18 protein-coding genes and 1 riboswitch are annotated in these 21251 nt (G+C 69.9%); of the genes, 5 read left to right on the forward strand and 13 right to left on the reverse strand.

Annotation, left to right across the window (positions count from 1 at the left end):
• Positions 1–21: 21 nt before the first annotated feature.
• The 6 genes from AC2XR2_RS03640 to AC2XR2_RS03665 form a co-directional block, all read right to left on the reverse strand.
• Positions 22–588, reverse strand: coding sequence for a Chromate resistance protein ChrB (locus tag AC2XR2_RS03640; RefSeq protein ID WP_330268830.1), 567 nt, complete (start codon positions 586–588; stop codon positions 22–24).
• Between the two features lie 34 nt (positions 589–622).
• Positions 623–1297 (reverse strand): polysaccharide lyase family 7 protein, encoded by a 675-nt coding sequence (locus tag AC2XR2_RS03645; protein ID WP_381299539.1) that lies wholly within the window; start codon positions 1295–1297, stop codon positions 623–625.
• Between the two features lie 179 nt (positions 1298–1476).
• A complete protein-coding gene (locus AC2XR2_RS03650; protein WP_491514234.1) occupies positions 1477–2835 on the reverse strand; it encodes a GH1 family beta-glucosidase in 1359 nt (452 codons plus the stop codon).
• 20 nt (positions 2836–2855) lie between these two features.
• The gene (locus AC2XR2_RS03655) at positions 2856–3695 is read right to left on the reverse strand and encodes a carbohydrate ABC transporter permease (protein ID WP_330269816.1); all 840 of its coding nucleotides are present in this window, start codon (positions 3693–3695) and stop codon (positions 2856–2858) included.
• A 13-nt stretch (positions 3696–3708) separates the two neighbouring features.
• Positions 3709–4701 carry a carbohydrate ABC transporter permease gene (locus AC2XR2_RS03660; protein WP_491514235.1) on the reverse strand — a complete coding sequence of 331 codons (993 nt, stop codon included), beginning with the start codon at positions 4699–4701 and terminating at the stop codon, positions 3709–3711.
• Between the two features lie 5 nt (positions 4702–4706).
• Complete coding sequence (locus tag AC2XR2_RS03665; RefSeq protein ID WP_491514236.1) at positions 4707–6023, reverse strand: ABC transporter substrate-binding protein; 1317 nt, start codon at positions 6021–6023, stop codon at positions 4707–4709.
• Between the two features lie 155 nt (positions 6024–6178).
• On the opposite strand from AC2XR2_RS03665, the gene AC2XR2_RS03670 reads away from it, so the two are divergent.
• Entirely contained in the window at positions 6179–7447 is a 1269-nt protein-coding gene (locus AC2XR2_RS03670; RefSeq protein WP_491514237.1) for an ROK family protein, read from the forward strand.
• Between the two features lie 40 nt (positions 7448–7487).
• Here AC2XR2_RS03670 and AC2XR2_RS03675 read toward each other — a convergent pair whose 3' ends face one another.
• Complete coding sequence (locus AC2XR2_RS03675) at positions 7488–7856, reverse strand: VOC family protein (RefSeq protein WP_491514238.1); 369 nt, start codon at positions 7854–7856, stop codon at positions 7488–7490.
• Between the two features lie 72 nt (positions 7857–7928).
• Here AC2XR2_RS03675 and AC2XR2_RS03680 point away from each other — a divergent pair, with 72 nt between their 5' ends.
• The gene (locus AC2XR2_RS03680; RefSeq protein WP_491514239.1) at positions 7929–8384 is read left to right on the forward strand and encodes a MarR family winged helix-turn-helix transcriptional regulator; all 456 of its coding nucleotides are present in this window, start codon (positions 7929–7931) and stop codon (positions 8382–8384) included.
• A gap of 73 nt (positions 8385–8457) precedes the next feature.
• On the opposite strand, the gene AC2XR2_RS03685 is transcribed toward AC2XR2_RS03680, so the two are convergent.
• From AC2XR2_RS03685 to AC2XR2_RS03710, 6 genes are all read right to left on the reverse strand, one after another.
• Complete coding sequence (locus AC2XR2_RS03685) at positions 8458–9879, reverse strand: family 43 glycosylhydrolase (RefSeq protein WP_491514240.1); 1422 nt, start codon at positions 9877–9879, stop codon at positions 8458–8460.
• 44 nt (positions 9880–9923) lie between these two features.
• Positions 9924–12521, reverse strand: coding sequence for a family 78 glycoside hydrolase catalytic domain (locus AC2XR2_RS03690; RefSeq protein WP_491514241.1), 2598 nt, complete (start codon positions 12519–12521; stop codon positions 9924–9926).
• Positions 12518–13414 carry a carbohydrate ABC transporter permease gene (locus tag AC2XR2_RS03695; protein WP_449348469.1) on the reverse strand — a complete coding sequence of 299 codons (897 nt, stop codon included), beginning with the start codon at positions 13412–13414 and terminating at the stop codon, positions 12518–12520. The genes AC2XR2_RS03690 and AC2XR2_RS03695 overlap by 4 nt, the downstream gene beginning before the upstream one ends.
• Positions 13415–13420: 6 nt before the next feature.
• The gene (locus AC2XR2_RS03700) at positions 13421–14305 is read right to left on the reverse strand and encodes a carbohydrate ABC transporter permease (RefSeq protein ID WP_491514242.1); all 885 of its coding nucleotides are present in this window, start codon (positions 14303–14305) and stop codon (positions 13421–13423) included.
• A gap of 50 nt (positions 14306–14355) precedes the next feature.
• Complete coding sequence (locus tag AC2XR2_RS03705; RefSeq protein ID WP_491514243.1) at positions 14356–15660, reverse strand: ABC transporter substrate-binding protein; 1305 nt, start codon at positions 15658–15660, stop codon at positions 14356–14358.
• A gap of 394 nt (positions 15661–16054) precedes the next feature.
• Positions 16055–17053, reverse strand: coding sequence for a LacI family DNA-binding transcriptional regulator (locus AC2XR2_RS03710; RefSeq protein ID WP_449348466.1), 999 nt, complete (start codon positions 17051–17053; stop codon positions 16055–16057).
• 557 nt (positions 17054–17610) lie between these two features.
• Between AC2XR2_RS03710 and AC2XR2_RS03715 the strand changes: the two genes are divergently transcribed.
• From AC2XR2_RS03715 to AC2XR2_RS03725, 3 genes are all read left to right on the forward strand, one after another.
• A complete protein-coding gene (locus AC2XR2_RS03715) occupies positions 17611–18822 on the forward strand; it encodes a metallophosphoesterase (RefSeq protein WP_491514244.1) in 1212 nt (403 codons plus the stop codon).
• Between the two features lie 339 nt (positions 18823–19161).
• Positions 19162–19276: riboswitch (SAM riboswitch) on the forward strand.
• A gap of 34 nt (positions 19277–19310) precedes the next feature.
• Positions 19311–19427, forward strand: a complete 117-nt coding sequence (locus AC2XR2_RS03720) for a putative leader peptide (protein ID WP_491514245.1) — start codon at positions 19311–19313, stop codon at positions 19425–19427.
• Positions 19428–19628: 201 nt separating this feature from the next.
• On the forward strand, positions 19629–21248 hold the full coding sequence (locus AC2XR2_RS03725) for an ABC transporter substrate-binding protein (protein WP_491514246.1): 1620 nt from the start codon (positions 19629–19631) through the stop codon (positions 21246–21248).
• Positions 21249–21251 lie beyond the last annotated feature (3 nt).

The following is a 21251-nucleotide window of genomic DNA, read 5'->3' on the forward strand; positions in this document are numbered from 1 at the left end:
GCCGGGGTGCCGAGGTGGGGTTCACCGGTCGTCGGCCGGGGTCTCATGGAGGGCGGCGAAGACGCGTTCCGCGTAGTCCTCGCAGGCGGCCGCGCACTGCTTGAGGCGCTCCCCGGCCCGGGCCGCCTCGGGGGTGCCGAAGACGTCCCGGGCGGTCAGGTCGCGGTGCCAGCGCCGCAGCCGCTCCAGCGACTGCTCCTCTTCCTCCAGTTCGGCGAGGGTGAACTTGGCGATGCGGATCTCCTTGGCCAGTTCCTCCTCGAACTTGCCGCAGTCCGCCAGGAACTCCGCCCAGTCCGCGGACCGGGCCGCGCCGAACAGCTCGCGGAGCCGGGCGGCGTCCTGCGGGCCGCGCCCCGACGCGGTGAGCGTCACCGCCTGCCCGCCGGCCTTCTCGGTCAGTGCGAGCGCCCGCGCGACGCCGTCGGCGAAGACCGGCACGTCCGGTACGGCCCAGATGCCCTGGCCGAGCGAGAGCGCGCCGATCTTCCGCAGCTCGCGCCAGACCGCCACCCGGTGCCGGGACGGCTCGGCGTCCAGTTTGATCACGAGAACGAGCCAGCGGACCGGCGCTTCTTCCTTCGTCACACACCAGAATGTATCAGCTGTTACATCAACGGGATCAGCGCGTCCAGTAGCGGATGTTGCGGAAGCGGGCCTCCGCCCGTCCCGAGCCGTGGTTGTAGACGCCGTTCTTGAAGTAGCGGGTGGCCGGGCCCCGGTCGGCGACGGTCAGGACGAGGGCGTTGTCGAGGTAGACCTTGACCGTGCCGGTGCCGGTGGTCGCCTGGTGGGCGATCTTCACGTTGAACCAGGTGTCGTACGCCCCCGTTCTGAGCACCGTGCCGTCGTAGCGGCGCACGGTGCCGCCGCTCGTGTCGTAGACGTTGAGCATGATGTCGGTGGCCGGGGTGCCCGAGGGGTGGACGCCGCGCAGGATCTGCACGAAGGACGCGCCGTCCGTGCCGGAGGGCAGGTGGACGTCGGCGTCCCACATGCGGTTGCCGGTGGTGTAGTCGACCTTCCAGCGCATCTCGGTGCGCGGGTCGGTGGAACTGCCCTCTTCGAAGGGCTCGTCGGTGGCATACACCCACATCCGGTGGACCCCGCCGCTGTAGCCGTGCCGCTCGCCGAGGTCGAGGTTCCAGGGCTTCTGCCAGCTGTAACTGAACGAGGTCTGGGTCCAGCCGTCCGTGGGATCGGCGGCCGCGGCGGCGAGCGCCGTACGCGGCACAGCGAGCGCGGCCCCGCCGGCCAGCAACCCGGTCCCGGTCCGTAACAGTGATCTCCGATTCATCGTGTGCCCTTTTCGGTGAGGTGGTGCCGGGGGCGCGCCGGAGTTGGTGCGCGCCGTGCCGGAGAGAACCTCAACACATCGGAGGAGTCAATGACTTGGGGACGGCTCGCGGCTCGTCAAGGGCAAGGTTGAGACAAGCCGGCCGCCCCGCAGTCGATATACACCCGATGTATCGCCGGTCAGGCTGCCTCGCGCCTGCTGTCCGCGTGTGCGCGGATGACGTCGGCGTACCGGTGACCGGTCCCCTTGATCGTGCGCTTCTGGGTCGTGTAGTCGACGTGGACGAGGCCGAACCGCTTGTCGTAGCCGTACGCCCACTCGAAGTTGTCCAGCAGGGACCAGGCGAAGTACCCGGCCAGCGGGGCGCCCTTGCGGGCGGCGGACGCGCAGGCGACGAGGTGGTCGATCAGGTACTCCTGGCGTTCCGGGTCGTCGATCGTGCCGTCGGGGCGGACGACGTCGGGGTACGCGGAGCCGTTCTCGGTGACGTAGAGCCTGCGAGCGCCGTACTCGTGCGTCAGGCGGAGCAGCAGGGTCTCGATGCCGCTCGCGTCGATCTCCCAGTCCATGCCGGTGCGCGGGACACCGGGGCGGGCGACCTCGCGGACCCGGGGTGCGGGCGCGGCGGGGTCGTCGGCCACGGTCGCCGGCATGTAGTAGTTCAGGCCCAGCCAGTCCAGGGGCTGGGCGATCGTCGCCGAGTCGCCGGGCTTCTCCGGGAGTTCGACGCGGTAGACCTCGCGCATGTCGTCGGGGAAGCCGCGGCCGTGGATCGGGTCCAGCCACCAGCGGTTGGTGTGGCCGTCCATGCGGCGGGCGGCGGCGAGGTCCTCGGGCCGGTCGGTGGCGGCGTGGATCGTGGAGAGGTTGTTGACGATGCCGACCTGGGCGCCGGGGGCCGCCGCGCGGATCGCCCGGGTGGCCAGGCCGTGGCCGAGGAGCAGGTGGTAGGAGGCGCGGACGGCGGCGGTGAGGTCGGTCAGGCCGGGGGCCATCTTGCCCTCCAGGTGGCCGATCCACGCCGAGCACAGGGGTTCGTTGAGCGTGGTCCAGTGGTTCACCCGGTCACCCAGTCGTCCGGCCACGACCGAGGCGTACGCGGCGAAGTGCTCGGCGGTGTCGCGCGCGGGCCAGCCGCCGCGGTCCTGGAGCGCCTGGGGCAGGTCCCAGTGGTAGAGGGTGACGGACGGGGTGATGCCGGCGGCGAGGAGGCCGTCGATCAACTCGTCGTAGAAGTCGAGGCCCTTGGCGTTGACCGGGCCGTCCCCGCCGGGCACGACGCGCGGCCAGGCCACGGACAACCGGTAGGCGTTGGTGCCGAGTCGGCGCATGAGGTCGATGTCCTCGCGCCAGCGGTGGTAGTGGTCGCAGGCGACGTCGCCGGTGTCGCCGCCCGCGACCTTGCCGGGCGTGTGCGAGAAGGTGTCCCAGATCGAGGGGGCGCGTCCGTCCTCGGCGACGGCCCCCTCGATCTGGTAGGCGGCCGTGGCCGTGCCCCACAGGAAGTCCTGCGGGAGTGCGGCGAGGTCGATGGTCACGAAAGTCCTTTCGGGGTGGGTCACTTGACGGCGCCCGCCGTCAGCCCGGCGACGAGATAGCGCTGGAGGAGCAGGAACCCGGCGACCACGGGGACGCTGACGACCAGCGAGGCGGCCATGATCTGGTTCCAGTACACGTTGTTGAGGGTGGAGTAGCCCTGGAGTCCGACGGCGAGGGTGCGGGTGGTGTCGTTGGTCATGACGGAGGCGAAGAGCACCTCGCCCCACGCGGTCATGAAGGCGTAGACGGCGACCGCGACGATCCCGGGGATCGCGGCGGGCACGACCACCCGGAACAGCGCCCCGAGCGGGCCGCACCCGTCGACCAGGGCCGCCTCGTCCAGGTCGCGGGGCACCGAGTCGAGGTACCCGATCAGCATCCAGATCGAGAACGGCAGCGAGAAGGTGAGGTACGTCAGGATCAGCCCGCCGCGCGAGCCGAACAGGGCGATCCCGGTGGCGTTGCCGATGTTGACGTAGATCAGGAACAGCGGCAGCAGGAAGAGGATGCCGGGGAACATCTGCGTGGACAGCACGGTGACCGTGAAGACGCGCTTGCCCCGGAAGTCGTAGCGGCTCACCGCGTACGCGGCGAAGACCGCGATGACGACCGAGCAGACCGTCGCCGCGCCCGCCACGATCAGCGAGTTCACGAAGTAGCGGGCGAGCGGGATCGTCGACCAGATGTCGATGTACGGCCGGATGGTCACCTCGCTCGGCAGCCAGTGGAACTGCCCGGTGACGTCCGCGAGCGGCTTCAGCGAGCTGGAGACCATGACGTACACCGGCAGCAGCACGAAACCGGTGAGCAAAGTGAGGAAGATCCGCCGGGACCACAGGAACGAACGCGGCGGTGCCATGGGCGAGTGGGGGCTAGACATCGGCCGGCTTCCTTCCCCGTGAGGTCAGCAGGAGGTAGACGCCCGTCACCACGAGCAGGAACAGCAGCAGGAGGACGGACATGGCCGAGCCGGTGCCGAAGTTCCAGGTGACGAAGGAGGCTTGGTAGATGTGGACCGAGATGAGGTCCGCCGCCTCCGGGGCCGACTTGCCGAACAGGACGTACGGCGTGTTGAAGTCGTTGAAGGTCCACAGGAACAGCACCAGGAGCAGGACCTGGTTGACCGGGCGCAGGGACGGCAGCGTGATCCGGCGGATCTGCTGCCACAGGCCCGCGCCGTCCAGTGCCGCCGCCTCGTACAACTCCCCCGGGATGTTCTGGAGTCCGGCCATCACGATGAGGAAGGCGAACGGCCAGCCCTTCCACACCGACACCGTCAGCAGCGCCCAGAAGCTGTTGTCGCCGATGAGCCAGAAGGACGGCTTGTCGGTGAGGTGCAGCTGGTCGTGCAGGACGTGGTTCACCAGGCCGTTGTCGTGCTGGAACATGAACACCCAGGTGATGACGGCCGCGTAGACCGGCAGGGCGTACGGCACCAGGAACAGGGCGCGCAGCAGGCCCCGGCCGCGGAAGGTGTCCTGCATGAAGACCGCCGCCGCCGTGCCGATCAGCCAGCACAGGCCGACCGACAGCAGCGTGAAGGCGACGGTGACGAGGAACGAGTGCAGCAGGGCCTCGCCGACGGGGGCGTCGAAGTCCACCGACACCTTGTAGTTGTCGAGGCCGGACCAGGGCGCGGCGCCCCAGTCGCGGATGTAGAACTGGGTGAGCTCCTTGAAGCTCATCACGGCGCCGATCACCATCGGCACCAGGTGGACGAGGAGTTCGAGGAGCAGGGCCGGCAGCAGGAGCAGGTACGGCAGCCCGAGGCGGCGGATCCTTCCGGGGCGGCGGCGGGGATGAGGATGCGCCGCCCCGGAAGGGGTCTCGCCCACGGACTGCTCCGCGGGAGCGGTGGTGGTCATCGTGCTCACTTCGTCGGCATCTGCTGCTGGGCCTTCTCCAGCGCCGCCTTCACCGACTCGGTGGTGATCGCGCGTCCGGCGGCCGCGTCGGCGAACAGGTCCTTGACGGCGGTTCCGACGGCGGTCTCGAACTGGGACTCGTCGGCGACCTGCGGCAGCGCGGCGGCGCTGGTGGCGAGGGTGTCCTTGAGGACCTTGTTGGCGCCCGAGCTGAAGGTGGTGTCCGCCTGGACGGTCCTGACCGGCGGTATGGAGCTGTAGGCCGTGTTGAGGATCTTCTGCTCGGCGTCGCCGGTCATGAACTTCACGAACTTCTTGGCGCCGTCGATGTTGTCGGTGTTCTTGAAGACGGCGAGGTTGATGCCCATGACGGCGGAGTTGACCTGGGTGCCGGTGCCGGGGGTGCCGGACTGCACGGGCACCGGGGCGATGCCGTACTTGTCCTCGCTCATGCCCTGGGACTTCAGGTTGGCGGACGCGGACTGCCACAGGAGCATGGCCTGGTTGCCCTTGGCGAAGTCGCTCACCGACTGGTTCTGGGCGTACTCGGCGTCGCCGGTCGGGATGACCTTGTCCTTGGCCATGAGGTCGACGTACTGCTTGACCGCGGCCACGACCTTGTCGTTGGTGAAGTCGGGCTTGCCGTCGGAGGTGAAGAACTCGCCGCCGTGCTGCTTGGCGAAGACGAAGACGTGGTGGATGTTCTCCGACAGGTTCGCGCCCTCGGCTCCGAGCGCGGACTTGCCCTTGGCCTGGATCTTCTTGCCGTCGGCGACCAGCTCGTCCCAGGTGGCCGGGGGCTTGCTGATGCCGGCGTCGGCGAAGATCTGCTTGTTGTAGTAGAGGGCGTAGGCCATGGAGTAGAGCGGGACGGCGGCCGGGTCCTGGCCCTGGGCGCCGGTGGAGCCGAGCGCGGAGTCGACGAAGCGGTCCCTGCCGCCGATCGCGGCGAAGTTCTTCGCGTCCCAGGGCAGCAGCGCGCCGGTGGCCTGGAGGGAGGCGCTCCAGGTGTTGCCGATGTTGAGGACGTCGGGGCCCTGCCCCGAGGTGGTGGCGGTGAGGATCCGGTTGAGCAGGTCGGACCAGGGGACGACCTCCAGCTTGACCTTGATGCCGGTCTGCTTCTCGAACTTGTCGAGCTCGGGCTGGAGGACCTTCTTGTCGACCTCGATGCTGGCGCCCTGGTTGGAGGCCCAGTAGGTGAGGGTCTTCGGCGAGTCGTTGGACCCGTCGCTCGTCGACGATCCGCCGCCGCAGGCGGTCACGAGCGTCAGCAGCGAGGCGGTGACGGCTCCGGCGGCCGCGGCTCGGGTTCTGCGCATCTGGCGTCCCTTCCAGGGGAGACCCGCGGGTGCGTTCACTTCCCGAACGCCACCCAGGAGTTAATTTATGGCGTGATTTAAGACGCGAAGGAAACGCGCGTCAAGGGCTCTGGCCGGGGTATCTTGCAGGTCGGGGCCGATCCGGAGGGATTCACATGGCGGTGCGGAACGGGCGGACGGTGCGCGACCTGCGACGGGGCAACCGCACCGCCGTACTACAACGGTTGTATTTCGACGGCCCCATGAGCCGCTTCGCGCTCGCCCCCGCCACCGGCCTCAGCGCCGCTTCCATCAGCAACGTGGTCGCGGACCTGGTCGCGGACCAACTGGTCGAGGAGGCCGGCACCGTCGAGTCCGACGGCGGCCGCCCCCGCACACTGCTGCGCGTGGCCCCCGCTGGCGGCCACATGATCGGCGTCGACGTCGGCGAGACCCGGGTCCGCGTCGAGCTGTTCGACCTCACCCTGACGGAACTCGCCCGCACCGAACGGCCTTTGGAGCATCACGGCTACGACGTCGAGGTGGTCGTCGGCCACATCCGGGACGGCATCGCCGAGGTCCTCGCCGCCACCGACATCACCCCGGAGCAGCTGCTGGGCGTCGGGATCGGCGTCCCCGGCATCGTGGCCCGCACCTCCGGGGCGGGTGCCGTGGTCCACGGCCAGACGATCGGCTGGGACGCCGTCCCACTCGAATCCCTGCTGCGTTCGACCGGTGAACTCCCTGACTCCGTCCCGTACTTCATCGACAACGGGGCCCGCACCCTCGGCCAGGCCGAGCTGTGGTTCGGGGCCGGCCGGGGCTGCCGCAACGCGGTCGTCGTCCTCTTCGGCTCGGGCATCGGCGCCTGTCTCGTCACGGAGGACATGGAGTACGGCCGCCCCCTGGAGTGGGGCCACCTGACCGCACGGGTCCAGGGCCGCCGCTGCCGTTGCGGTGCGCTGGGCTGCCTGGAGGCGTACGCGGGCGCGGAGGCGCTGCTGGAGCGGTGGCGGGAGGAGGGGGGGCGTCCGCCGGAGGGGGTGGACGAGGAGAGCGCGCTGACGGCCATGCTGGGGGCCGCTTACCCGGGCGGGGGTGACGGGACCGGAAGTGGCCGCGAGGCCGACCCGGTGGCGCTCGCCGTGCTGGAGGAGGCCGCCGAGTACGTGGGCGCCGGGCTGTCCGACCTGATCAACCTCTTCCAGCCCGAACGCATCCTCATCGGCGGCTGGGCAGGGCTCCAGCTCGGCCCCCGGCTCCTGCCCGCCGTACGCCGGTACGCCGACGCGTACGCCCTGCGCCACCCCGCCGAGCGCGTCTCCATCGACCTCGGTGAACTCGGCCCGGACGCGGTGACGGTCGGCGCCGCGATCCTGCCGCTCGCCGAGTTCTTCGCGCGCGGCGGGCAGCGCGGCAACCGCGGACAGCTGCGGGAGGGTTGATCGCCCCCGTGCGCCCCGTGCCCCCCGTGCGTCCGGTCGATCAGGCGCGGTCGTGGAGGGTGACCTGGTAGCCGTCCGGGTCGGCGAAGGTGAAGGTCCGGCCGAAGGGGCCGTCGATCGGTGCGGAGACGATGGTCCGGCCGTCGGCGACGAGCGCGTCGTGGATCGCCTGGACGCCGGTGGCGTGGAGCCAGAGCGCGACACCGATGCCGGGCTGGGCGACGGAGGCGAGGTCGGTGCCGGGAATGATGTCGCGCAGGGCGAACGCGATCGGCTTCGTCTCGAAGACGACGGCGTGCGGAGGTCCGGCCGGCGAGCGGACGAGGCCGAGGTACCGCTCGTAGAACGCCTGGGAAGCGTCGAGGTCGCGCACTTGGAGTGAGATGAAGTCGGGGCCGGTGGCGGGCATGGTGACGCTCCTTGCTTGCAGGTCCTGCGTGTCAGTTTTCTGACATACAGCAAGCTATGTCAGAATACTGACATGAGTCAAGAAGGTGTCGGCATCGACCTGGAGACGTCACTGGGCTATCTGCTCAAAGAGGCGTCGAGCGCGCTGCGCACGGCGATGGAGGAGGTGCTGCGGCCGCTCGGGATGAGCGTGACGCACTACTCCTGCCTCGAACTCCTGGCGCAGCGACCGGGGTTGTCGAACTCCGAGCTCGCGCGGGGCGCGTTCGTGACACGGCAGACGATGAACGTGCTGCTCCAGGCCCTGGAACGGGACGGCTACGTGACCAGACCCGCGGCGGCCCCCGTCGGGAAGGCGCTGCCCACGCGGCTCACGCCCAGCGGCTGGCGAAGCCTCGAGAAGGCGAGCGCGGCCGTCCGTTCCGTCGAGGCCAGAATGCTGGCCGGTCTGACCGAGACCGAGCAGTCGGCCGCGTTCGGGGCCCTGAAGAGCATGATCCATTCCCTGCGCGAGGATGGCGGCGCCTAGGCCGTTTCACGACGCACGCGAGCCCTGTTCCCCTTCATGGGGGAACAGGGCTCGCCGTGGTCGTCCTCCGTCGTCAGACGACCATCCACTGCTGGTTCGCACCGGCGGTGCAGGTCGCCTGGTCGAGGGCCGCGCCGTTGGCGGTCGACGCCCCGGCGACTTCGAGGCACTTGCCGCTGTTGACGTTGGCGAAGGTGACGTAGCCGCCGATCACGGCCGTCCTCGTCCACAGCTGGTGGGAGGCGCCGGTGCAGGTCGACTGGACGGCCACCGCGCCGTCGGTGGTGGCGGCGCCGGAGATCTGGAGGCACTTGCCGCTGTTGACGTTCACGAGCTCGTAGGCGGAGCCGACCGCGGTCGGGACCCACTGCTGGTTGGCACCGGAGTTGCAGTTGCCGGAGTTCACGGCGGCCCCGTCCGCCGTGCTCAGGGACCAGACGTCCGCGCACTTGGCGCTGTTGCGGTTCAGCAGGTGGTTGTTCGGGGCGCCCAGTGGAGCGGCGAGGACCGGCCAGCCGCCCGCGAAGGTCACCTGGCGGATGTCGAGGGTCTCCTGACCGGAGTTGTTGCCGTCGTAGTAGTGGTAGGCGAGGAACTTGGAGGTGCCGTCGTCGTAGGCGTCGGCGCCGCCGGCCGCCACCCTGGGGTAGGCGCCGGTGAGGACGGTGGTGCCGCCGCCGGAGGCCATGTCGGTGCCGTTCTGGTCGAGGTAGGGGCCGGTGATGCTGGTGGAGCGGCCGACCACGGTGTAGTAGGTGCTGTTGACCCCGCTGCAACAGGTGCCCTTGGAGCCGAAGAGGTAGTAGTAGCCGCCGTTGAGGATGATCGTCGGGTTCTCGATGCCGACGGCGATGTGCCAGAGGTTGTTGTCGGTGGTGGAGAGCTTGCCGGTGGACTGGTCCAGGACGTGCATGTAGGTGCCGCTGCCGGTCCAGGAGCCCCAGGAGATGTAGAGCCGGCCGTCGGGGCCCCAGTCGACGTTGGGGTCGATCGGGTAGTCGACGTCCGTGACCATGCCCTGGTCGGTCCACGGGCCCTCGATGTTCGTGGCCGTGGCGAGGCCCATCACCGCGTAGTTCGAGCCCCAGAGCGAACCGGCGTAGTACAGGTGGTAACTGCCGTTGAAGTACTTGATGTCCGGGGCCCAGATGTTCGGCGGGGTCGAGCCCAGCTTGGCGGTGATCCAGGACGGGGTCGACGACCACACGTTGCCGACCTTGGTCCATCCGGAGGCCGCGGTGCCGGCGCACGTCTTGCGGAGGGTGATGGATCCGCTGGGGTTGAGCGGATCGTTCTCGAACCCGGTGGAGAAGCCGTAGTAGCAGCTGCCGACCTTGATGACGCTCGGGTCGTGCATGCGGAGGTCGCCGCTGAGGGCCTGCGCCGGACCGGCGGTGACCAGGCCGAGGAGGGTCAGCAGGGCGACCGTGATCGCGGCGAGGACGGAGCGCCCCGCGCGTCCGTGCCGCTCTCCGGTTGTTCGGGATCTGAGCATGCGAAACTCCTTTGTCCGCTGCGGTGTTGGCCCGGGGGTGGGTGTCAGGCAGTGGGGGAACCGAGGTCCGCCCGCCGGGTGGTCGTGGTGCCGGTCGGCAGGACGGTCACGTCTCCGTCGGGCCACTCGATGCGCGCCGTGGCTCCGGTGGGCACGGTCGCCGCCACGGTCAGCCCGGTCTCGTCGTGTTCCCAGCGGATCTCGACGCGCCCGTACGGCGACTCGTGGGCGGCGTGCGCCCAGGTGATGCCGCCGCCGGGCCGGGGTCGGAAGACGATCTCCCGGTAGCCGGGTTCACTCGCGTCCAGTCCGGCGACCGTGCTGTGCAGCCACTGGGCGACGGCGCCCAGGGCGTAGTGGTTGAACGAGGTCATCTCGCCGGGGTTGACCGTGCCGTCGGGCAGCATGCTGTCCCAGCGTTCCCAGACGGTGGTGGCGTCGTGCTTGAGCGCGTAGAGCCAGGACGGGCACTCCTGCTGGAGGAGCAGGGCGTACGCGGTGTGGTCGTGGCGGGTGGCGGTCAGCGCGGGTGCCACCAGCGGGGTGCCGATGAAGCCGGTCTGGATGGTGTGCCCGCCCTCGGTGACCAGTTCGGCCAGCCGCCGCCCGGCGACGGCCCGGGCCCGAGCGTCCGGGAGGAGGTCGAACTGGAGGGCCACGGCGTAGGCGGTCTGGGTGTCGCTGGTCATCAGGCCGCCGGGCAGCACGTACGCGTCGGTGAAGGCCCGCCGGACGCGGTCCGCGAGGTGCCCGTACCGGTCCCGTTCGTCGTGACGCCCGAGGACACCGGCCGTCCACGCCACATGGCGCAGGGACCAGGCGTAGTACGCCGTGGCGATCAGGTGGCGATCGGTGCGGCCGGCGCCCGGGTCGTCCGGGGGTGCGAACGGGTCGAGCCAGTCGCCGAGTTGGTAGCCCCGGCTCCACAGGCCCGACGCGTCGGCGAGTTCCGTGACGAGGTCGACCCAGCGCCGCGCGCTGTCGTACTGGGCGGCCAGGAGTCCGGTGTCGCCGGAGGCCCGGTACAGATCCCACGGGGTCAGCGCCACGACATCGCCCCAGCCGGCACCCGGTCTGGCGGGGGTCCACTGCTCGCCGCCGGGGATCTCGGGGACGTACCAGGGGACGGTCCCGTCCTCGTGCTGCTCCACGGCGACGTCCCGCAGCCAGGACGTGAGCATGCCGTGGCAGTCGTACAGGAAGGCGGCGGTGGGCGCGAAGATCTGGATGTCGCCGGTCCAGCCGAGCCGCTCGTCCCGCTGGGGGCAGTCGGTGGGGAGGTCGACGAAGTTGCCGCGCAGGCTCCACACCACGTTCTGGTGCAGGCGGTTGACCTGGTCGTTGGAGCAAGCGAACCAGCCGGTCCGCGCCATGTCGGTGTGGTACGCGCGGGCGACGATGTCGCGCCCGGGGAAGCCGCCGCCGCGCCAGCCGGTGATCTCGGCGTAGCGGAACCCGTGGAGGGTGAAGCGTGGCTCCCAGGTCTCCGGACCGCCGCCCCGCAGGGTGTAGCGGTCCGTGGACGCGGCGCCGCGCAGGGGGCGGACGCACAGTTCCCCGTCCTGGAGCACCTCGGCGTGCCGGATGACGAGCGTGTGCCCGGCCGGGCCGGAGACGGTGACGCGGACCCGGCCGACGAGGTTCTGCCCGAAGTCCACCAGCAGCCGGTCGTCGTCCAGCGCGGTCACCAGTACCGGGGTGATCTCCTCGGTGCAGCGCACGGGTGGGCCGGTGGGCGCGACCAGGGTCGCCGGGTCCCGGGGGACGACGTCCACCGGTGACCAGTGGCCGTCGTCGAATCCCGGGCTCGACCAGCCGGGCAGTTCCTCCCGGGCGTCGTACGTCTCGCCGTCGAGCAGCCCCGCGGACAGGATCGGGCCCCGGCCGGCCCGCCAGGAGGGGTCGGTGCCGATGACGGTGACGGTCCCGTCGCGGTGGACGATCTCCAGCTGGGCGAGGAGGGCTACCCGGTCGCCGTAGAGGTCGGTGTGGCCGCCGCCGAAGCCGAGGCGGCCCCGGTACCAGCCGTCGGACAGCCAGGCGCCGATGGCGTTGGCACCCGTGCGCAGGTGCTCGGTGACGTCGTGGGTCTGGTAGCGCAGCCGGTGGTGGTAGCTGGTCCACCCGGGTGCGAGCGCGTGGTCGCCCACGCGCCGGCCGTTGATCTCGATCTCGTAGAGGCCGTGGGCGGTGACGTACAGCCGGGCGCGCTCGATGTCCGTGGCGGCGGTGAACTCCTTGCGCAGCAAGGGGGGTCGACGCTCGCTGTCGGTCTCCCGCGGTGAGACCGCCCGGGCGGTCCAGTCGCCGGGGGCCAGCAGGCCCGCTTCGAGGTGCAGCGGTGGGCTCCAGTCGCCGGCCGGCCCGTCGGCTGCGCGGACCCGCACCCGGACCGCGCAGGCTTCCCGGGAGGTCAGGGGCCCCAGCGGCCAGGGGACGAGCACGGAGTCCGGCGAGGTCACCCAGTCCGTGCGGTACGTCCCCTGGGCGCGGGTCACCTCGATCTGGTAGGCGTGCTGTGTCCAGCCGGCCGGTGCCGTGGTCTTCCAGGAGAGGCGGGGCAAGGACTCGCCGATGCCGAACGGCTCCCGGTGGTGCTCCGCCGTCGGGGCGGCCACCGTGGGTACGGGCTCCGGGGTCATCCCTTCACCGCCCCGGCCGTCAGGCCCTTGATGATGCGCTGGTTGATGAGCAGGTAGAGCACCAGGGCGCCGACGACGTTGATGCTGATCGCGGCGAACAGCGGGCCGAAGGCCGTCTCGCCGTACTGGCCGGTGAAGTTGAGCAGCCCCACCTGGACGGTGCGCAGGTCGTCGTTCGTGGTGAAGGTGAGGGAGACGAGCAGATCGTTCCAGATGAAGAAGAACTGCACGAGTGCGACCGTGAAGACGGCGTTGCGCACGACGGGGAACCCGATCCGCCAGAAGGCCGTGAGCATGCCGGCGCCGTCGAGGGTGGCGGCCTCGAACATCTCGCGCGGGACCGCCCGGAAGTAGGTGGCCATCATGAACACGGTGAGCGGGAGGCCGACCGCGGTGTAGGTGATGATCAGCGGCCACATCGTGCCGGACAGCCCGCTCTGGAAGTACACCCGGAACAGGGGCAGCAGGATCATCTGGCTGGGCACCATGATGCCCAGCAGGAAGACGAGGAGCACCTGGTGGCGGCCGCGCCACACCATGACCTCCAGGGCGAAACCGGCGGCGGTGCCGAGCAGGATGATGAGCGCGAGCGAGGGCACGGTGGCCAGGAGGCTGTTGCGGACGTAGAGCGCGACATGGCCGGTCGTCCACGCGTCGGCGTAGTTGTGGAAGTCCCACTTCCCGGGCAGCGACCACGCGGGGTCGTTGACGAACTCCGACTGCGTCTTGAAGGAACTGAGCAGCAGCCACAGCAGCGGTGTCACCTCGACGGCCACCAGCAGGGCGATGAGCAGGTTGCGGGTCAGGCGCCGGGCTTGGCCGGACTTTCGGACGGTGACCGGCCGTGTGCCGGGCGGGAGTTCACGCGGCGGGGCCGTCATGGTGTCGGTCATGGGGGTTCAGCCCTTGGTCAGGTCGCGGCGCGAGAAGCGGAAGACGACGAGGGTGACGCCGAGGCAGACCACGGTGAGCAGCGAGGCGATGGTGCTGCCGTAGCCGTAGTCGCCGTAGGAGAAGGCGGTGCGGAACATGTAGAGGGTCAGGGGTGTCGTGCCGCTGCCCGGGCCGCCGTTGGTCAGGGCGAGGACCGAGTCGAACACCTTGAGGGTGCCGTTGATGCTGAACACCACCGAGGACAGCAGCACCGGCGCCGACAGCGGCAGGACGATGTGCCGGATCAGCCGCCAGCCGGTGGCGCCGTCCAGCCGGGCCGACTCGAGCGTCTCGTCGGGGATGTCGAGGAGCCCGGCGAAGATGAGGACGCCGTAGAAGCCCATGGAGCGCCACACGTCCATGACGACGAGGACGACGAAGGAGCCGCCGGCGCTCGCGAACCAGTCGCCGTGGTGGAGGCCGAGACCTTCGAGGGCGACGTTGGCCAGGCCGTTCTGCGGGGCGACGGCGAAGAGCTTCTGGAACATCAGGGCCACGGCTACCGTCGGGAGGATCACCGGGAAGAACACCAGGGTGCGCACGACCGCGGAGGACCTGCGCAGCACGAACACGTAGAGCAGCGCGAGCAGATAGCCGCAGAGGATCTGCCCGGCGCTGACGGCGAGCGCGTACTCGAAGGTGAACCACAGCGCCGAGTGGGCCTGGGGGTCGTGCCACAGCTTCTCGAAGTTGCCGAGCCCGCCGAAGGTGAAGCCCTCGATGACGTTGCCCTTGAAGAAGGTGTACCCGAGGGACCAGCCCATCGGCACCAGCATCACCAGGGTGTACACCAGCAGTGCCGGGCCGAGCAGGACGGCGATGGCACGGCGGTCTCCCAGAACTGAACGCATGACGGCTCTCTCACGAAGGGTTCGGTGCGGACGGCGGTGGCGCGGCGGGGTCAGCCGTTGTCGAGGTCGCTCTGGACCTTCTGCATGAAGTCCTTGGCGGAGAGGGAGCCGGTGACGAGCGGCGCGGCGTTGGTCTGACTGGTCTCCGTCGCCTTCGTGTTGAACAGCGCCTCGAACCACAGGGTGCTGGTCGTGGTCTTCGAGATGGTGTCCTGGACGGTCTGCGTCAGCGGCGGGAGGGTGCCGGTGTCGCCGTTGGGCTTGAACCCGGAGACGGTGCCCTGGTCCTTCAGCGATGCGGCACCGTAGTTCTTGGTGATGCAGGAGAGCCAGTCGCCGACCTTGGCGTCGTAGGACTTGGCGGAGACGGCCACGGGGAGGCCGACGTTGGCCGGGATCTGGTCCGCGCTGCCCTTGCCGCCCGCGACGGTCGGGAACGGCATGAAGCCGACGTTGTCCGCGCCGATCTTGTTCTTGGTCTTGTCGTTGAAGTCGCCGAGCGCCCAGCTGCCCATGTAGAACATGGCGGCCTTGCCGGTGAGGAACTGCTGGGTGGCGGTGTCGTAGTCGATCGATCCGACGCCCTTGCCGAAGTAGCCGGCCTTGCCGAGGTCGGCGATGGCCTGCGCGGCCTTCACATAGGCGGGGTCGGTCAGCTTGGCCTTGCCGTCGGCGACCGACTGAAGGGCGTCCGGGCCGAGTTCGCGGTAGAGGTAGCCGCTGATGAGCCGGGTGAGGGGCCAGCCGTCCTTGCCGTCGGCGGCGAACGGGGTGACTCCGGCGCGCTTGAACTTCGCGGCGGCCGCGACCAGTTGGTCGTAGGTGGTGGGCGTGGCCAGGTGCTGGCCGGCGAAGAGCTTCTTGTTGTACCAGATGCCCTCGATGTTGAACTGGTAGGGCATGACGTTGAACTTGCCGTACAGGTTCTCGACGGTCTTGATCGCGGCCGGCTGGAGGTCGTCCCACACGCCGAGGTCCTTGAGCGTCTTCTCCAGGTCGAGGACCTGGCCCGCCTTGTCCAGGGTCTTGGTGAGCTGGGGGGTGCCGCCCGCCGCGAACTGCACCGGCAGCGCGTTCTGGCCGGCGAGCAGCTGCACCTTCTGGTCGACGTTGCCTATCGGCAGCGTCTGGATCTTCAGCGGCAGGGCCTTGTTCTGCGCCGCGCAGGAGCTCTTGCTCAGGGTGGTGAGCTCCTGCTGAACGATGTGGTTGTCGTCGTTGATGGTGAGGCTGAACGCCTTCGCGTCACTACCCGAGCCGCTCCCACCGCCGCAGGCGCTCAGCAGCAGGCTCGAGGTGGCGGCGGCAACGGTGGCCAGGAGGGTGGTACGGCGGGTTCTGAGGGTCTTGTGCACGGGTGCTCCTCGGCACACAGGGCGTTGAAACGCTTCAATGGAGAGATGCGGGGAACCTATGGCTCGGTTCGGCGTGTGTCAAGGAGTTGTCGGGGGCGTTTCTGGAGGGCGTTCGGGGCGTGTGGGGGCTGTCGGTGACGGGGGGTGTGGGTGGGGCGGGGCGGGAAGCTGCTGGTCAGGCTGGGGATGGTGGGGGGTCAGCGCGAGGGGGGGGGTGATGTGGCGTCGCCGAACGGGGTGGGGTGGGGAGGGCGTTCGGATTGAGCGCGGAGCCCTGAGCGCTGGGCGTTGGTCGGCACGAGCGGCTCGGACTCTTGGTTGGCTGCGCTGACCTGGACCGATCAACCTCGGCGCATGACTGAGAGCGTCGGCGCGAACTGATCAGTTCCTGTTGTCAGTTCGGGGCGCTGGCCCGTACGACCAGCTCGGGCTCCAGCACCACCGTGGCGTGCCGGTGTTGCTTGCCCGCTGCCACCTCGTCCATCAGCAGCCGGATCGCCTCCTGGCCCATCATCCGGCCCGGCATGTCCACCGCGGTCAGCGGTACCGCCGCGGCGCCCGCCGCGCGGTTGTTCTCGCAGCCGACGACGGCGACCTGGTCCGGAACCCGGATCCCCGCCACGGTGTGCAGCTCGTGGATGATGGCGTTGGCCAGCTCGTCGGCGACGACCACCAGGCCGTCGGGCAGTTCGTCAGGCGCTCTGCGGGCGAGTTCCGCCCCGACGACGTGCCCGTGGGACGTGGTCAGGCCGACGCTGTCGATCTCCTCCAGGGTGACGCCGGGACCCGCCTCGGCGACCGCCGCACGCACACCCCTGCGCCGGTCGCGCACGGGCTGGTAGTCGTCGTGCGCGACCACGTACGCCAGCCGGGTGCGCCCGGTGTCGATGAGATGGCGGGCCGCCAGGTAGCCCACGTGCTCGTTGTTGACCAGCACCGAGCAGCAAGTGCCCGGCCGCGGGGCATAGTTGAGCAGCACGACTTGGCGGCCGTGCGAGCGGATGCGGGCGATGCCGGCCGTGGAGTCCTCCATCGGCGCCAGCAGCACGCCGGTCACCCGGGACTCGTCGAACAGGTCGAGGTAGTCGTCCTGGAGCTTCATGTCGCACGCGGTGTTCGCCAGCAGCAGGTTCTGCCCGACCGCGCGGGCGGCGTCCTGCGCGCCGTGCGCCATGTCGATGAACAGGGAGTTCTCGATGTCGGCGAGGACCATGCCGATGCTCTTGGTCGAGCCGGACACCAGTGACCGGGCGGCGTCGTTGCGCACGAAACCCAGCCGGCTGATGGCTTCGCGAACGCGTTCCGCCGTCGCGGGACTGACCTTCGCCGGGTGGTTCAGCACGTTGGAGACCGTGCCGACCGAGACGCCGGCGGCGTCGGCGACATCCTGCATGCTCGGACTGGCATGCCCCTGAACTGCTCGCGGACGGGCGGTTGCCACAGCGCTCCTCGACCTCCGGTCTCGTTCCAACCCGGGACCGCACGGCACCCACAGTGACCAGGCTGTCGCCGACAAGGCGCAGGATACATGACGCGCGTTGAAACGCTCCAAGATCGGCAGGCACCGATCTCTCTCCGGGAGGTGAGTGGCGAGCGAAAACTCCAGCTGACAGCGCTGTGAGGTTTCTGCTTCCGGATGGGCCTGCACACATCACCCGAAGATCGACGACGACCGCCTGTTCCTGACTGCGCTGCGGCTACAGCGGGGTGAACTGCTCCTTCGGCGCATCTGGTCTTGACGACCCGGCCGGAGCGTGCGAGCCTCCCACCACTGAACTGATTGAAACGCATCAATCAGTCACTCCATCGTCTGCGGCATGACTCATCCGCCTCACCTCGACCTGCCATTTCCCCTCGTTTCGCCGAACGCCCCTCCGAACGCCCCTCCGGGCGGCCCGACAGGGACCGGATACAGTGCGCGAGACGACAGCCCGGTCAGGGAGGGGCAGCGTGACCGACACCAGTAACACCCGGCCCGCCGAGGGTGAGGCGCGAGCGGCGAGGCCGAGCCGGGTGCTCCGCCTGATGCGCTACCTCCCCTTGATCGCCCCCGTCCTGTTGTGGGCCGTGCCCTGCTGGGTGCTCCTGTACGCCGGCCAGGGCTGGCCCCTGCCGGTCACACTGGCCGGCACCGCCCTCTTCGCCCTCGGTCTCCTCTGCATGCCGCTCGCGATGGTGCGCGGCCACGGCCGGCGCCAGCAGGACCGGGCGGCGATCCTCGGCGACACCCTGCTGGGCGCCGGCTGGATCCTGTTCACCTGGTCCGTCCTGCTCGGTGTGCTCCTGCGGCTCGCCCTGACCGTGGCCGGCGTCGGCGAGGGTCAGGACCGCGCCCGCGTCGTCACCTGGGCCGTCCTCGGCGTGGCCGCCGCGCTGCTGGCCTGGGGGTACGCCGAGGCCCGCCGCGTGCCGCGGGTGCGCCGGCTCGACGTGCAACTCCCGCGGCTGGGTGCCGGGTTGGACGGCCTGCGCGTCGTCCTCATCACCGACACCCACTACGGCCCCCTCGATCGCGCCCGCTGGTCGGCCCGGGTGTGCGAGACGGTGAACAGCCTGGAAGCCGACCTGGTCTGCCACACCGGCGACATCGCCGACGGCACCGCCGAACGCCGCCGCGCCCAGGCCGAACCCCTCGGGACGGTGCGAGCCACCAAGGCCCGCGTCTACGTCACCGGCAACCACGAGTACTACAGCGAGGCCCAGGGCTGGGTCGACCTGATGGACGAGCTGGGGTGGGAGCCGCTGCGCAACCGCCACCTGTTGCTCGAACGCGGCGGCGACACCCTCGTGGTCGCCGGCGTGGACGACGTCACCGCCGAGTCCTCCGGCCTGGCAGGCCACGGTGCGCACCTCGACGGAGCGCTGCACGGCGCCGACCCCGAGCTGCCCGTCCTGCTCCTGGCCCACCAGCCCAAGTTCATCGACCGGGCGGCGGCCGCCGGTGTCGACCTCCAGCTCTCCGGGCACACCCACGGCGGCCAGATCTGGCCCTTCCACCACCTGGTCCGCCTCGACCAGCCGGCCCTCGCCGGCCTCACCCACCACGACCCCCGCACCCTCCTCTACACCAGCCGCGGCACCGGCTTCTGGGGTCCGCCGTTCCGCGTCTTCGCCCCCAGCGAGATCACCCTGCTCGTCCTGCGCGCCCCGCGTCTGCCGTAGGGAGCCGGCACCAGGTGCCGTACACGGGCCGTCGCCGCGCCACGCGGCACCGGGACCGACTCCCGGTCAGCCGTCACCGTTCCTGTTGACCTCGATGGCGCGGGCAGGACACCTCAACCGGTTTCCGCCCACGTTCGTTCGCCGGCGCTTCGCGAGTCGGCCGGACGGCACCCCGGGCGCCTCCGCCGCGGCACCCCCAGGCGCGTCCGCCGCGGCACCCCCGGACGTGTCCACCGCAGGCACCCCGGACACGTCCGCCGAAGGCACCCCGTGGCGGTCCGTCTCAGGCCCTGGATCCGCCATTGACGTACGACAAAAGTGATCCGTACCATCACGAACGGCATTGAGTGTCAGCGTCAAGCCCTGGCTCGCTGACCGGCAACCCTCCCGCGCGGTGGGGTGCTCCAGGTGAAAGCCCGGCGAGGATCGCCGATGATCCCCGCAAGCGCGTGGCCCCTCGAAGGGGGCCTGAGATGTGGAGGACGGGTATGCGGCACGGTGGTGACCACGATGCCTCCTTCGCCCTCACCTCGGTGTTCTCCCGGCTCTCGCGCCGACGCCACATCGATCTGAAGCGCTCGACCAGCTGCCTCTGTCAGGCCTGACGGTTCTTCCCGCCGCCGTCGAGGCCCGGCACGCGCCGGTCGTCACCGCACCCTTTCGCGGCTGACCCCGCTTCACCCTGATCCCTTTCTGCACAGCGCTCCCCCGCCACCGGTCCCGCACCGGCCGGGACCGCACACCCATGCACGGCCGTGCCTCGTACGGCACCTCCATGCCTGGTGACACGAGTAGGAGAACCCTCCGTGACAGCACTTCCGGTTTTCAGATCCCCTCGTTGGGCGGCGCTGACCGCTCTTCTCACCACCAGCGTGCTGCTGACCGCCTGCGGGTCGGGCACCGACGGCTCCGGCACCGGCAGCACTCAGCCGAAGTCCGGTGGCACCCTGACCTTCGCGGTGGGGTCCGACGCCGGCTGCGTGGACCCGCAGCAGGTCGCCAGCAACGAGACCATCTACTCGGTGCGCCAGATCGTCGACTCACTGACGGACCAGGACCCCAGGACCGGCAAGATCGTGCCGTGGCTGGCGAAGAGCTGGGAAGTCAGCCCCGACGCCCGGACGTTCACCTTCCATCTGCGCCCGGGAGTCACCTTCAGCGACGGCTCGAAGCTGACCGCGCAGGTGGTCAAGGACAACTTCGACGCGGTGCCGAGGCTCGGCGCCCTCGCCACCCTCGCCCAGGGCTATCTGAGCGGCGTCAAGAGCACCACCGCGGTCGACCCGCTCACCGTGAAGGTGACCTTCGAACAGCCCAACGCCCAGTTCCTCCAGGCCGCTTCGACGCACTCGCTGGGCATCGAGTCGTCGGCCAGCGTGAAGAAGACCCCGCAGCAGAAGTGCAGCGACGGGGTCATCGGGTCCGGGCCGTTCGTGCTGAAGCAGTACGTGCAGAACCAGTCGGTCACCCTGGCCAGACGCAGCGGGTACGACTGGGGATCCTCCCTGTGGTCCAAGAACGGGGAGGCGTATCTGGACAAGCTGGTCTTCAAGGTCGTGCCCGAGGCGGGGGTGCGCGCCGGCAGCCTCCAGTCCGGGCAGGTGGACGCCATCGCCAGCGTCGGCAAGGCCAACGAGGCAGCGCTCAGGGGCGGACAGGTCGCCCTCCTGCGGCGGGCCAACCCCGGTGTGGTGTTCGGCCTGTCGTTCAACAACTCTCGTCCGGTTCTCAAGGACGCCAAGGTACGCCAGGCGATCCTGCACGCCGTCGACCGGCAACAGATCGCCGACGCCGTGTTCCCGACCGGCACCCGGGCGGCGACCAGCATCCTCGCGCACACCACGCCCGACTACACCAGCCTCGCCCGGGACCTGACGCTCGACGCCGCCAAGGCGAAGTCCCTGCTGGACGAGGCCGGTTGGAGGACCGGCCCCGACGGCATCCGGGTGAAGAACGGCAAGAAGCTTAGCCTCGCCATCACCTGGATCCCCAACGCGGCCACCAACCAGCCCGCGCTGGAACTCGTCCAGCAGCAACTCAAGGCCGTCGGCATCGAGGTGACCCTCAAGCAGGTCCAGGTCACCCAGCTGGCACCGGCACTCCAGGCCGGTGACTTCGACGCGGCGTGGGGGAACGTCACCCGCGCCGACCCGGACATCCTGCGCAGTTCCTTCTCCACCCGGCTGGCCAACTTCTACCGCCTCCCGGCGACCGGCCTGGACACGGCGCTGTCCGCACAGGCGGCGACCACGGACCCGGCCAAGCGTGCGCAACTGGTCTCCGAGGCGCAGCAGTTGATCGTGCGCAATGCCTACTACGCGCCGGTCGTGGAGCTCCAGACCCAGCTCGGCGTCACGAAGAAGGTGCACGACCTGAACTTCGACGCCTCCAGCCGGATCCAGCTGCACGACACCTGGATCGGCTAGCCC

Source organism: Streptomyces sp. LS-MS-L19 (genome assembly GCF_058382285.1).